General features: G+C 64.0%; 11 protein-coding genes. 6 read left to right on the forward strand and 5 right to left on the reverse strand.

Features of this window, described 5'->3' with window-relative positions:
- The first annotated feature begins 263 nt into the window (after positions 1 to 263).
- Entirely contained in the window at positions 264 to 1,586 is a 1,323-nt protein-coding gene (locus ACNPAA_RS11850; RefSeq protein ID WP_043152684.1) for a YjiH family protein, read from the forward strand.
- A 57-nt stretch (positions 1,587 to 1,643) separates the two neighbouring features.
- Here ACNPAA_RS11850 and ACNPAA_RS11855 read toward each other — a convergent pair whose 3' ends face one another.
- Positions 1,644 to 2,525, reverse strand: coding sequence for a pirin family protein (locus tag ACNPAA_RS11855; RefSeq protein ID WP_113978438.1), 882 nt, complete (start codon positions 2,523 to 2,525; stop codon positions 1,644 to 1,646).
- A gap of 118 nt (positions 2,526 to 2,643) precedes the next feature.
- Between ACNPAA_RS11855 and ACNPAA_RS11860 the strand changes: the two genes are divergently transcribed.
- Positions 2,644 to 3,570 carry a LysR family transcriptional regulator gene (locus ACNPAA_RS11860; protein ID WP_010674710.1) on the forward strand — a complete coding sequence of 309 codons (927 nt, stop codon included), beginning with the start codon at positions 2,644 to 2,646 and terminating at the stop codon, positions 3,568 to 3,570.
- A 111-nt stretch (positions 3,571 to 3,681) separates the two neighbouring features.
- On the opposite strand, the gene ACNPAA_RS11865 is transcribed toward ACNPAA_RS11860, so the two are convergent.
- The 4 genes from ACNPAA_RS11865 to ACNPAA_RS11880 form a co-directional block, all read right to left on the reverse strand.
- Positions 3,682 to 4,011: a YbaB/EbfC family nucleoid-associated protein gene (locus tag ACNPAA_RS11865; RefSeq protein ID WP_005301028.1), complete on the reverse strand. Its 330-nt coding sequence runs from the start codon at positions 4,009 to 4,011 to the stop codon at positions 3,682 to 3,684.
- Positions 4,012 to 4,135: 124 nt separating this feature from the next.
- The gene (gene dnaX, locus ACNPAA_RS11870; protein WP_417891785.1) at positions 4,136 to 6,613 is read right to left on the reverse strand and encodes a DNA polymerase III subunit gamma/tau; all 2,478 of its coding nucleotides are present in this window, start codon (positions 6,611 to 6,613) and stop codon (positions 4,136 to 4,138) included.
- Positions 6,614 to 6,790: 177 nt separating this feature from the next.
- Positions 6,791 to 7,336, reverse strand: a complete 546-nt coding sequence (gene apt, locus ACNPAA_RS11875; RefSeq protein ID WP_010674707.1) for an adenine phosphoribosyltransferase — start codon at positions 7,334 to 7,336, stop codon at positions 6,791 to 6,793.
- Positions 7,337 to 7,468: 132 nt separating this feature from the next.
- Positions 7,469 to 7,846 (reverse strand): YbaN family protein, encoded by a 378-nt coding sequence (locus tag ACNPAA_RS11880; RefSeq protein WP_039039141.1) that lies wholly within the window; start codon positions 7,844 to 7,846, stop codon positions 7,469 to 7,471.
- Between the two features lie 177 nt (positions 7,847 to 8,023).
- Here ACNPAA_RS11880 and dusC point away from each other — a divergent pair, with 177 nt between their 5' ends.
- From dusC to ACNPAA_RS11900, 4 genes are all read left to right on the forward strand, one after another.
- Positions 8,024 to 8,968 carry a tRNA dihydrouridine(16) synthase DusC gene (gene dusC / locus ACNPAA_RS11885; protein ID WP_417891786.1) on the forward strand — a complete coding sequence of 315 codons (945 nt, stop codon included), beginning with the start codon at positions 8,024 to 8,026 and terminating at the stop codon, positions 8,966 to 8,968.
- Positions 8,969 to 9,024: 56 nt separating this feature from the next.
- Positions 9,025 to 9,852, forward strand: a complete 828-nt coding sequence (locus tag ACNPAA_RS11890) for an AraC family transcriptional regulator (protein ID WP_010674704.1) — start codon at positions 9,025 to 9,027, stop codon at positions 9,850 to 9,852.
- Positions 9,853 to 9,926: 74 nt separating this feature from the next.
- A complete protein-coding gene (locus ACNPAA_RS11895; protein ID WP_010674703.1) occupies positions 9,927 to 10,892 on the forward strand; it encodes a DMT family transporter in 966 nt (321 codons plus the stop codon).
- An 81-nt stretch (positions 10,893 to 10,973) separates the two neighbouring features.
- Complete coding sequence (locus tag ACNPAA_RS11900) at positions 10,974 to 11,342, forward strand: TraR/DksA family transcriptional regulator (RefSeq protein WP_113978448.1); 369 nt, start codon at positions 10,974 to 10,976, stop codon at positions 11,340 to 11,342.
- The last annotated feature ends 12 nt before the right edge of the window (positions 11,343 to 11,354 follow it).

The following is an 11,354-nucleotide window of genomic DNA, read 5'->3' on the forward strand; positions in this document are numbered from 1 at the left end:
AGGGTAAATAGCCGCTCATGTTTTTCCTGGCGCTGGTCGCTTACCTCCCTGTTTTACCTCTTGATGTCTCACCACCCACTCGCCATCCCGGCCCCTCTTCCCCCCAAGATCACGCTTTTCAACATTGGGGTCATCTGCATCCACACCGATTCACATGTTGCATTTTGGTGACTTTGGTGTTTCCATTTTGAGCGCCGGACGATATTGTATATACAAATCATCCCCTCAACGGAATTGAACCATGCGGACCACAAGGAGAGAAAATGGAACCTGAACACACGCTCACTGCACCGGCAGGATCAGGGGCCGGCATCAAGCTGCTGCTGGCCAGCCTGCTTGGCATCGCCATCTTTTTCGTGCCCTTCGAGCTTGGCGGGCGCAGCACCATAGTGGTGGATCACCTGGCCGGCTTTCTGATTGCCCAGCGCCCCCTTGCCCTGACCCTCATTCTCTTGCTCATCGCCTATGGCGCCATCACCCCCTTGCTGGATGGCCGCTGGCGCGCCCGTCCCATCGACAGGGTATTGAGCCTGTTCAAGCTGCTCGGGCTGGCCCTGGCCATTTTGTATGTCACAGACTGGGGCCCTGCCTGGTTGATGACCCCGGATCGCCTCCCCTTCCTGTTCGATAAACTGGCCATGTCTGTGGGTCTCATCGTGCCTATCGGCGCCATGGCCCTGACCTTCCTGCTCGGTTTCGGCCTGCTGGAATTCATCGGGGTGCTGATGCAACCCGTGATGCGCCCCCTGTGGCGCACGCCGGGTCACTCCGCCATCGATGCCGTCGCCTCTTTCGTCGGCAGCTACTCGGTGGGCCTGCTCATCACCAACCGAGTCTTCCTCGCGGGCAAGTACACGGTGCGAGAAGCCGTCATCATCGCCACCGGCTTCTCCACCGTCTCGGCCGCCTTCATGATCATCGTGGCCAAGACCCTCAACCTGATGGGACACTGGAACTTCTACTTCTGGTCCACCCTGGTGATCACTTTCGTCATCACCGCCATCCTGGCGCGCGTTCCTCCCATCAGCCGTCTGGCTCACCATGGGGAGACCGACGAGCCGCTACCGGATGGCATGAGCCGCTGGCAGGCGGCCCTCACCTGCGGCCTGACCCAGTCCCACCAGGCCGATCCCCTGCTGCGGCAATTGAAGGACAACCTCAGGGACGGTCTTCACATGGCCGCTGCCGTGGTGCCCACCATACTGTCCGTCGGTCTGCTGGGCCTGCTGCTGGCAAAGCACACCCCCCTGTTCGATCTGCTGGGCTGGCTGCTCTGGCCACTGACCTGGCTGCTGGATCTCGGCGAGCCGCTCGCCACCGCCAAGGCCCTCTCGGCCGGTCTGGCCGAGATGTTCCTGCCCGCCATCCTGCTCAAGGATGCCGACCTGCTGGTGCGCTATGTCGCGGCCGTGGTTTCGGTCAGCTCGGTGCTCTTCTTCTCTGCCTCCATCCCCTGCATCCTGGCCACCCGGATCCCGGTGAGCGTGGGACAGCTGGTGGTGATCTGGCTGCTGCGCACCCTGCTTGGCATCCTGCTGGCCGCCTTGTGCGGCAGGCTGGCGCTGGCCCTCGGCTGGCTCGGTTGACCAGGGCCCATAAAAAAACAAAGCGCCATCAGGCGCTTTGTTTTTATCGGGATTGTCTCAGGGGGCGATGACGGCGAACCGGCCGCTGTTGAAATCATCTATCGCCTGATGGATCTCTGCCTCGCTGTTCATGACAAAGGGGCCATAACCCACGATGGGTTCATCGATGGGCTCGCCACTCAGCAGCAACAAGCTGGCCTCGCCCTCCGCCTCCAGCATGAACTCCTCCCCGTTGGGATCGAGCAGCACCAGTTGTGCTTCGCCCGCGCGCTCCTGACCGTTGATAATGAGAGAGCCCTTGAGCACCACCAAGGCGCTGTTCCATCCCGCTACCGCCGGCAGCACCACGCTGGCCCCGCCCTTGAGCCGCAGATCCCAGATGTTCATGGGCGAGAAGGTTCGGGCTGGCCCCTCTACCTCGCCTTGTTGCAACCCGGCATCGTTCCCGGCGATGATGCGCACCCGCACATCGCCCTCCTTGAGGCTCAGTTGCGGGATGCTGTCGCTGGTGATGCCCTGATAACCGGGCGTCGACATCTTGTGTTTGGCGGGCAGGTTGACCCACAGCTGCACCATGTCGAGGGTGCCACCACGACGGGTGAACCCCTGGGAGTGGAACTCGTCGTGCATGATGCCGGCGGCGGCCGTCATCCACTGCACGTCTCCCGGACCGATGATCCCCCCCTGGCCGGTCGAGTCGCGATGGGCGACCTCCCCTTCATAGACGATGGTGACCGTCTCAAAACCACGGTGCGGGTGTTCCCCCACGCCCCTGGCATGATCGGCGGGCTCGAAATGTGCCGGGCCAGCCCTGTCCAGCATCAGGAAAGGGCTCAAGGCGCGGCCATGGGTCTGATACGAGAACAGCGAGCGAACCGGGAATCCGTCGCCGACCCAGTGTTGTCGAGGGGCGCTGTAAATACCGATGACTCTTTTCATGATGCTCTCCTGGGTGATCGTCACGGGATGTGTCGTTGCTCGCATTGTGAGTCTGGAACGCTGCGTCCGGTAGACGTAAAATTGGCCATCAGCGTCCTATTTTGTGAACGATAACCCCATGCAACAGGATCTCAACGACCTCTATTTCTATGTCCAGGTGGTGGATCACGGGGGCTTTGCCCAGGCCGGCAGGGCCCTCGGCATGCCCAAATCCAGGCTCAGCCGCCGCATCGCCATGCTGGAGGAACGACTCGGGGTGCGTCTTATCCAGCGTTCCACCCGCAGCTTCACCGTCACCGAACTCGGGCAGGCTTATTACACCCGTTGCCGGGCCATGCTGGTGGAAGCCGATGCGGCGCAGGATCTCATCGCCGCGACCCAGAGCGAGCCTTGCGGTCTGGTGCGCATCGCCTGCCCCATCGATCTGCTCCACGCCCACGTCGGGAGGATGCTGGTCTCTTTCGCCCTGGCCCATCCCAGCGTCAAGGTGCAGCTCGTCGGGGTCAACCGGGCGGTGGATCTGGTCGCGGAGGGGTTGGACATGGCGCTCAGGGTGCGGCCACTGCCCCTGGAGGACAGCGATCTCGCCATGCGGGTGCTGGGTTATGCAACCCAGTGTCTGGTGGCAAGCCCGGCCCTTGTCGCGTCACTCGGCATGCCCCGGGCCCCCGCAGATCTGCTGTCATGGCCGAGCCTCGGTCATGGCGCCAGCCTGGAAGGCCATCACTGGACCCTGCTGGGCCCCGATGGGGCCCGAGTCAAACAGCACCACAGCCCCCGCTTTGCCACCACCGACATGCAGACATTGCGTCAGGGGGCGATCGACGGGCTCGGGGTCGTGCAACTGCCCACCATGATGATGAATGAGCCCCTGGCCGATGGCCGGCTGGTGCGTCTGCTCCCCGATTGGGCACCGCGCCAGGAGGTGATCCACGCGGTCTTCCCCTCACGCCGCGGTCTGCTGCCTGCCATCCGCGCCCTCATCGATCATCTGGTCGAGGGCTTCTCCCCCCTGGGGCAGGCAAGTACGCCGCCCCCGCCATGATCTGTGCATGGCCGTTCCCGGGTGTGCTGACATGCAAAAGGCCAGAGCTTGGCTCTGGCCTTTTCATTTTTCCCCTTCCCAGAGGAGGGGAAACGGATACGGGCAGTATCCTCAGAAGGGCATCTTGAAGCCCGGGGGCAGTTGCATGCCGCCGGTCAGCTCGCCCATCTTGGCCTTGTTCTGCTCTTCCACGCGGCGCACGGCGTCATTGACGGCGGCGGCGACCAGATCTTCCAGCATCTCCTTGTCATCTTCCATCAGGCTGGGATCGATCTCGATACGACGCACGCTGTGGCTGCCGGCCATGGTCACCTTGACCATGCCTGCGCCCGCCTCGCCGACCACTTCCATCTGGGCCAGCTGCTCTTGCATCTTCTGCATGCGCTCTTGCATCTGTTGGGCCTGTTTCATCAGGTTACCCATTCCACCTTTACCAAACATAGATCGTCTCTCGTCTTGAAATCCGGCATCCAGCGCCGGGCTGTGGGTTCATCTGCCCTAAATGGGGGCAGCCAAAGGTCTTTTCAACCGGGGACAAACCCCGGCACGGTTTTTTCACCGCAATTCAGCGACTCAGGGGTTCGATGCTCTCGGGATGGAGCACGGCGCCGAAACGCTGCAGCAAGAATTGTACGTTGGGATCCGCCGCCAGATCCCGGCTCACCTGTTCACGCACCCCGAGATAGAGACGGTGCTCTATCTCGAGCGGCGTCTCCCGCGCGGGATCCGAGCCCAGGGTCACATCGATGTGAACCGGGCCGCCCAGCTCGGGACTGATGATCTCGGCCAGATCGGCGCGGGCCTTGTCGCTCACCAGATGGCGCTGCTCGGGTTTGAGCAGCAGGGAGACCCGATTGCCTTCCCGGGTCATCACCGCGTTGATGGCCAGTTGACGCAGCCGACCCCCCACCCCGGTGCGGGCGATGAGCTCGGCCCAGGCGTCCCCGCAATTGACCAGCAAGGACGAGGGGATCAGACGGGCGACCTCTCCCTCCTCCTCGGGCTGGGCGTCGCTCTCCAGGGCATCCCAGTCGATGGTCTCCATCAATGCAATGGCGGGCTGAGGCTCGCTCGCGGCCACTGGAGGCGCGGCAGGCACCATAGCGGCAACAGCAGGTGCCGCCGCATCCGCGCTGCCGACGTCAGCGCCCAGATCCCAGGGCGGCAGATCCTCCTGCGAAGGAGGATCCATGGTGGCGGGAGCTGGCTGGGCGGAAGTCACTGCCCGCGTGGGCAACGGGGCACTGGCAAACCCCTCGTCAAACCCCTGACTCAGATACTCTTCGTAGTCACTGGCCCCCTCTTCATAGGCATCCAGAGGGGGCAGGTCGTCATACCCCGTTTGCATGGCAGATCCCTGCCCCGGCATCTCGGGCCGCGCCGCTGGTTGCACCTCGGCCTGGGGCGAAGTCGCGACGGCAGGCATCGGGGCCGGTTTGGTCGCGGCCACCGGTTTGACGGGAGTGACCCGGGCAGGCGCGGCGTTTGCACTCTGCTCGCCACGCAGGCGGCTTCGCAGCAAATTGCGCTTGCCAAGCAGGCTCTGCATGCTGGAGGTCGAAGAGATAGTGACGTCTTCCCCTTGGACCTCAACCTGCTGCATCTGCCCGGCGTCATCCGCCGCCAACGGCGCAGAGGCTGGCTCTGCAGGCGGACTGGCGGGCACCGCGGCCTCATAGCCCATCCGTTCGGCCTCGCGCAGCAGCTCATCCTGCTCGGCAAAGAGCGGATCCAGCACTGCGCCCTCCTCCGCCTTGGGTGCGGGGGCGACGTGCTCGGCCGCAAGGACCGATGCTGGCGCGGCGGGAGCCTGTGGTGCTGCGCTGGCAGCCGGGGCCGGCTCAGCCCCCTGGGGCTTTCCCGGCAGGAGCGGCGCGCTTTCCCTCGCTGCCGCCATCACGCCGGAGTGCCCTGTCATGAGAGGTTGGGCCGCCAGGTTGGCGGGATGGACCACCTCGCGCCGGGGAGAGAAGGCCAGCATCCGCAGACAGGTCATCTCCAGTGCGGTGCGCCCGTCAGGGGCCCAGGGCAGATCCTTGCGCCCCCCCAGCACGATTTGATAGCAGAGCTGCACCTCTTCCGGGCTCATGGCTCCGGCGAGCTGCAGCAAGGCATCGGCATCCGCCCCCTGCTCCTGCACGCTCGCAGGGAGCAGTTGCGCCATGGCCACCCGGTGGAGCAAGGCTTCCAGCTCGGCATGGAGCTGATCAAAGTCGGGGCCCAGGGTCGCTATCTCGGTGATCTTGGCCATGGTGGCGGGTGCATCCTGGCGCAGCACTGCCTCCAGCAACTGGTGCAGGTGGTGATGATCGAGGGTCCCCAGCATGGTGAGCACGCTCTCCAGGCGCACGCTGCCGTTGCCGTGGGCCAGCGCCTGATCGGTGAGGCTCAGGGCATCGCGCATGCTGCCGTCGGCCGCCTTGGCCAGGGCCAGCAGGGCGCGAGGCTCGAAGGGTTGTCCCTCCTGATCCAGCACCCATTCGAGCTGCCTGGCAATCTGGGTCTGATCCAGACTCTTCAGATGAAACTGCAGGCAGCGCGAGAGGATGGTGATGGGGAGCTTCTGCGGATCCGTGGTGGCCAGCAGGAATTTCACATAGGGGGGCGGCTCTTCCAGGGTTTTGAGCAGCGCATTGAAGCTGTGGCGCGACAGCATGTGCACTTCATCGATGAGGTACACCTTGAAACGACCACGGGCCGGACGGTACTGCACGTTGTCGAGCAGTTCGCGGGTGTCTTCCACCTTGGTGCGGGACGCCGCATCGATTTCCAGCAGATCGACGAAATTGCCCTGATCGATCTCGCGGCAGGTATCGCACACACCGCACGGATGGCTGCTGATCCCCTGCTCGCAGTTGAGACTCTTGGCCAGAATGCGGGCGATGGTGGTCTTGCCCACCCCGCGGGTCCCGCTCAGCAGGTAGGCATGGTGAAGCCGTCCCTGATCCAGGGCATTGGTCAGGGCCGTCAGCACATGTTGCTGGCCGACCACTTGTTCAAACGTATGGGGGCGCCATTTGCGCGCCAAAACCTGATAGCTCATAGATCTCGATGCTGGGAAACGAGGCATTGAGGCTGGATGCTAACACAAATGGAGGGCTGGCTGTATGGGGGATGCGCCGCCTTGGGAGGGATCGCTTGAATTTCAAACCGGTGCCCGTTCAGGCACCGGTTTGCGGCAGAAAGCAGGGTGACGAGGCCTGCCGCGCGAAGGGGCGATTTACGCCCCCGCGAGTTCCACCAGAGAGACCACCTTGACGCCGGCGGCGGTCAGGCGGGCATCACCGCCCAGGGACGGCAGGGAGATGATGAAGGCGGCATCCGCTACCTCACCGCCGGCGCGGCGGATGAGCTTGACGGTGGCATCGACGGTGCCGCCGGTGGCCAGCAGATCGTCCACCACCAGCACCTTGTCACCGGGCACGATGGCATCGGTGTGCAGTTGCAGGGTGTCGGTGCCGTACTCCAGGGCGTAGGACTCCTCGATGACGGCGCGGGGCAGCTTGCCCGGCTTGCGCACCGGCACGAACCCCAGCCCCATGGCGTAGGCAACCGGGGCGCCGAAGATGAAGCCACGGGCCTCGGTGCCGACAATCTTGGTGATGCCTTGATCACGGTAATGATCGGCCAGCAGATCGATGGTGGCCTTGAAGGCCTCGGCATTCTCGATCAGGCTGGTGATGTCGCGAAACAGAATGCCCGGCTTCGGATAGTCGGGAATGGTCTTGATGCTCGCTTCGATAAACTTCAGGGTTTCCGGATTCATTATTTGACCGCTTATTTTTTGAGCCCTGCCATGGCGGCGCACGGGGTCTCCGCCTGGGGGCAATAAAAAGGCCCGTCACGCAAAAATGACGAGCCGACTCCATAGCATTATTGCCGCGATAGCTTAGGGATTTCACTTCTTCATTGCAACCGGCTCCAGCACCGGCAGACGCATCAACCAGGTGAGCAGGATCACCATTATGACAACCAGCAGCCATCTCACCCAGGGCAATGGCACCACCAGCAGCGATACCGAAAACGAGATCAGGATGAAGATGATGGCGCGGCGTCTGGCGTGACGGCGAATGCCGCGATACTGCTGCCAATCGAGGATGGGGGGGCCAAACCAGGGATGCGCCAGCAACCAGCCATGAAAGCGGGGGGAGGAGCGCGCAAACAGCGCCGCCGCCAGCAACATGAAGGGGGTGGTCGGCAACAGGGGCAGGACTATCCCGACTATCCCGGTGGCGAAGGCAAGCCAGCCCAGGGCCATCAGACACCAGCGTTTCATGGGTACTCCTCTGCATGTATCTCTGCCTTTAGCCTAACAGAGTTGGCCCGGAAGCTGACAGCCTGGCCCAGTCTGCGGCCGTCGATGGGGGCCATCGAGTGGGCAGACGGCTGACAATCCCGGCCATTGCCACTACAATCTGCGCTCTTTTTTCTCCCCTTGTCTTCGGAAGCAGCTATGCGCGTTATTTTGGCCCCCATGCAGGGGGTGCTGGATCACCTGATGAGGGAGGTCCTCACCTCCGTCAATGATTACGACCTCTGCGTCAGTGAATTCATCCGGGTGGTCGATCAACTGCTGCCCGCCAAGGTCTTCCATCGCCTCTGCCCCGAGCTGAAACAGGATGGCAAGACCCGTGCAGGGACCCCGGTACGGGTGCAACTGCTGGGACAACATCCGGAGTGGCTGGCAGAAAATGCCATCCGGGCCATCGAGCTCGGCTCTCCCGGGGTCGATCTCAACTTCGGCTGCCCTGCCCCCACGGTCAACAAGAGCAAGGGGGGCGCCGTGCTGCTCAAAGAACCCGAGACCGTCTATCGCATCGTCAAGGCGGTGCGGGAGGCCGTGCCTGCCCACCTGCCGGTGAGCGCCAAGATCCGCCTGGGATACGATGACAAGGATCTCTATCTGGACAACGCCCAGGCCGTCTATCAGGGGGGCGCCAACGAGCTGGCGGTGCATGCCCGCACCAAGCGCGAAGGCTACAAGGCGCCGGCCCACTGGGAGTACGTGGACGCAATTCGCCGCGCCCTGCCCATCCCCGTCACCGCCAACGGCGAGATCTGGAACCATGCCGATGCCCTGACCTGTGCCCGGGTGTCCGGTTGCGATGCCCTCATGGTGGGCCGGGGCGCCATCTCCCTGCCCAACCTGGCCAACGTGATGAAGACGGGGTGTGCCCACATGAGCTGGGCCGAGGTACTGCAATTGATAGTGACCTACACCGAGCAGGATCTGGCGAGCGACAAGGCCGACTACTACCCGAGTCGCATCAAGCAGTGGTTCTCCTACATAGTGCGGGAATACCCCCAGGCCGACGAGCTGTTTCGCCGCATCCGCACCATCAAGACCGCAGAGGAGATCCGCGCCGCCCTCGAGCGCGAGTGCGCCGCCCGGGCCTAGTCTTGGCCGCCGCCACGCGGCGGCTTATGATATCGACACGGTGACAGGAGGTCAGGATGCAAGGAGTGCCGGTCAACTTTACCCATCAGCACGACAGGGCCGATTTTCGCGCCCTGCCGGGGCAGCCTGCGACCGAGCTCTATCGCGCCCACATCCAGCACCACATCTTCGATCCCCATAGTCACGAGGGGTTTGGCCTCGGTGTCATCGAGTGTGGTGCCGAGCGCTTTCGCTATCGCGGCAGCCAGCTCCTGGCCGGTCCCGGCAGCCTGGTGCTGATGAACCCCGATGAGCTGCACACGGGCGAGTCAGCCTGCGAGCAAGGGTGGCGCTATCGCATGCTCTACCTGCCCGCCGATCGGCTCGAGGCCATCAGCGGCGAGCGCGACTGGTATTTCACCGATGCCGTGCGAAGCGATCCGCGCACTGCCCCCGTCCTGCAGGCGGCCCTGGATGCCCTCTGGCACTGTGACAGCGAGCTCGCCGCCGACGGCCTGCTGCTGAGGGTGTGCGAGACCCTGCGCCCCCATGCCCGGGCCCTGGCGGCCCCGCGCGAAGCGGCCCACCCTCTGGGCCGCGCCATCGACTATATGCAGGCCTGTTTCGCCCGCCCCATTACCCTGGCCGAGCTGGCCGGTTCGGTGAACCTCAGCCCCTACCACTTCCAGCGCAGCTTCAAGGCCCGCTTTCACGTCACCCCCCAGCAGATGTTGATGGCCATCCGCCTGCAGCGCGCCAAGGGGTGGCTGGCTGCCGGCCTGCCCGCGGCCGAGGTGGCCGCCGCCTGTGGTCTGGCCGATCAGTCCCACCTCAACCGTGCCTTCCTGCGCCGCTATGGCACCACCCCGGTCCGCTACCAGAAACAGGTGCAGGCTGGCCGCTAAAGCGCAATCTGGTTCAATACGCCCCCCTTCCCCCCTGCTAGGCTGGCCTCCTTCTTCTTTACCGGATATGAAACATGTTGATCGGAGTCCTGTTTGCCCTGCTGGCCGGCCTGATGTGGGGGCTCATCTTCGTCGCCCCCCTCTTGGTGGACGGCTATCCCCCCGCCCTGCTCGCGAGCGGCCGCTACCTCGCCTTCGGCCTCATCGTACTGCCGCTCGCCTGGCAGGCCCGCAAACACTTGGCGGCCCTCTCGGCCAGCGACTGGCGAGAGGCCCTCGCCCTCACTCTGGTGGGGAACCTCCTCTACTACTTCTGCCTGTCGGGGGCCATCTTGCGCATCGGCTCGCCCCTGGCGGCCATGTTTATCGGCACCCTGCCGGTGGTGACGGCCCTGGCCGCCAACCGCCTCTATGGCGCACGGGACGGTCGCCTCTCCCGCACCCGGCTCTACCCGTCCCTGGTGCTGATGGGGGCCGGCCTCTGTCTGGTCAACAGCGCCGAGCTCACCTGGCACACCGAGGCGCGCACCGAACAACTGCTTGGGCTCGCCCTGGCGGTGGGCGCCGTGCTGTGCTGGACCTGGTATCCCCTGCGCAACGCCCGTTGGCTGCGCGAGCACCCGGGCCGCAGTCCGGCCGTCTGGGCCACCGCCCAGGGGCTGGTGACCCTGCCGGTGGCGCTCATTGCCTATCTCGGCAGCCTCGGCCATCTTGCCCTTAGCGCACCGGACTTTCCCCTGCCCTTCGGGCCGACGCCCCTGCGCTTCGTGCTGCTGATGGGGGCAGTGGGGCTCCTCTGCTCCTGGCTCGGCACCCTGTGCTGGAACGAAGCGAGCCAGCGCCTGCCGACCGTGCTGGTCGGGCCGCTCATCGTGTTCGAGACTCTGGCGGGGCTCTTTTACGCCTTTATGCTGCGCGGGATCATGCCCCCCATGAGTACCCTGGTGGGTGTCGTCTGTCTGGTGGCGGGAGTGCTCTACGTCATCACCGGCAAGCCGCAGCACCTGCCGGAAAAACCCGTCAAAGCACGGTTAACTTGATTCATGTCATCTTGATAAACCGCGGGTTTCCCTATACTGGCCGAGTTTTATCACTCGTTTTTGGGGGCTGCTGTGTGTGAAGTGACGCAAGCCCGGTTGGCCGAATGGCATGAGCGCCTTCTGACCGACTGGGCGCAAACAAGAGAAGAGCTGATGGGTCAGCTCAAGGCCTGTCGACAAGACGACTGGGCACAGAAGGTGGAGAATTGCGAGCGGGATCAACTGGTGGATCTGACCAGTCGTCTCGATCTGCCCAAGGTGGCGCAGAGTGTGGCGCGCCTCAAGCGGCTCGACGCCGCGCTCTGCCAGATGGATCTGGGGCTCTATGGCTTCTGCTCCGATTGTGAGGAGCCGCTGCTCCCTGAACAGCTGGAACAGGATCCGACTCTGCAACGCTGCCCGCGCTGCGAAGCCCGCTACCGCAAGGGATTCCACGCTCACGAACTCTGATGGGGGCACCCT

Source organism: Aeromonas sp. PS2Canimalfood6, assembly GCF_048276795.1.
In the GTDB taxonomy this organism is placed as follows: Bacteria; Pseudomonadota; Gammaproteobacteria; order Enterobacterales; family Aeromonadaceae; genus Aeromonas; species Aeromonas caviae.

Coding starts and splice junctions, on each gene's coding strand:
- ACNPAA_RS11860 (WP_010674710.1), top strand. CDS start 2,644: ATGCAACAGGATCTCAACGACCTCTATTTCTATGTCCAGGTGGTGGAT.
- ACNPAA_RS11850 (WP_043152684.1), top strand. CDS start 264: ATGGAACCTGAACACACGCTCACTGCACCGGCAGGATCAGGGGCCGGC.
- ACNPAA_RS11880 (WP_039039141.1), bottom strand. CDS start 7,846: ATGAAACGCTGGTGTCTGATGGCCCTGGGCTGGCTTGCCTTCGCCACC.
- dusC (WP_417891786.1), top strand. CDS start 8,024: ATGCGCGTTATTTTGGCCCCCATGCAGGGGGTGCTGGATCACCTGATG.
- apt (WP_010674707.1), bottom strand. CDS start 7,336: ATGAATCCGGAAACCCTGAAGTTTATCGAAGCGAGCATCAAGACCATT.
- dnaX (WP_417891785.1), bottom strand. CDS start 6,613: ATGAGCTATCAGGTTTTGGCGCGCAAATGGCGCCCCCATACGTTTGAA.
- ACNPAA_RS11890 (WP_010674704.1), top strand. CDS start 9,025: ATGCAAGGAGTGCCGGTCAACTTTACCCATCAGCACGACAGGGCCGAT.
- ACNPAA_RS11855 (WP_113978438.1), bottom strand. CDS start 2,525: ATGAAAAGAGTCATCGGTATTTACAGCGCCCCTCGACAACACTGGGTC.
- ACNPAA_RS11865 (WP_005301028.1), bottom strand. CDS start 4,011: ATGTTTGGTAAAGGTGGAATGGGTAACCTGATGAAACAGGCCCAACAG.
- ACNPAA_RS11895 (WP_010674703.1), top strand. CDS start 9,927: ATGTTGATCGGAGTCCTGTTTGCCCTGCTGGCCGGCCTGATGTGGGGG.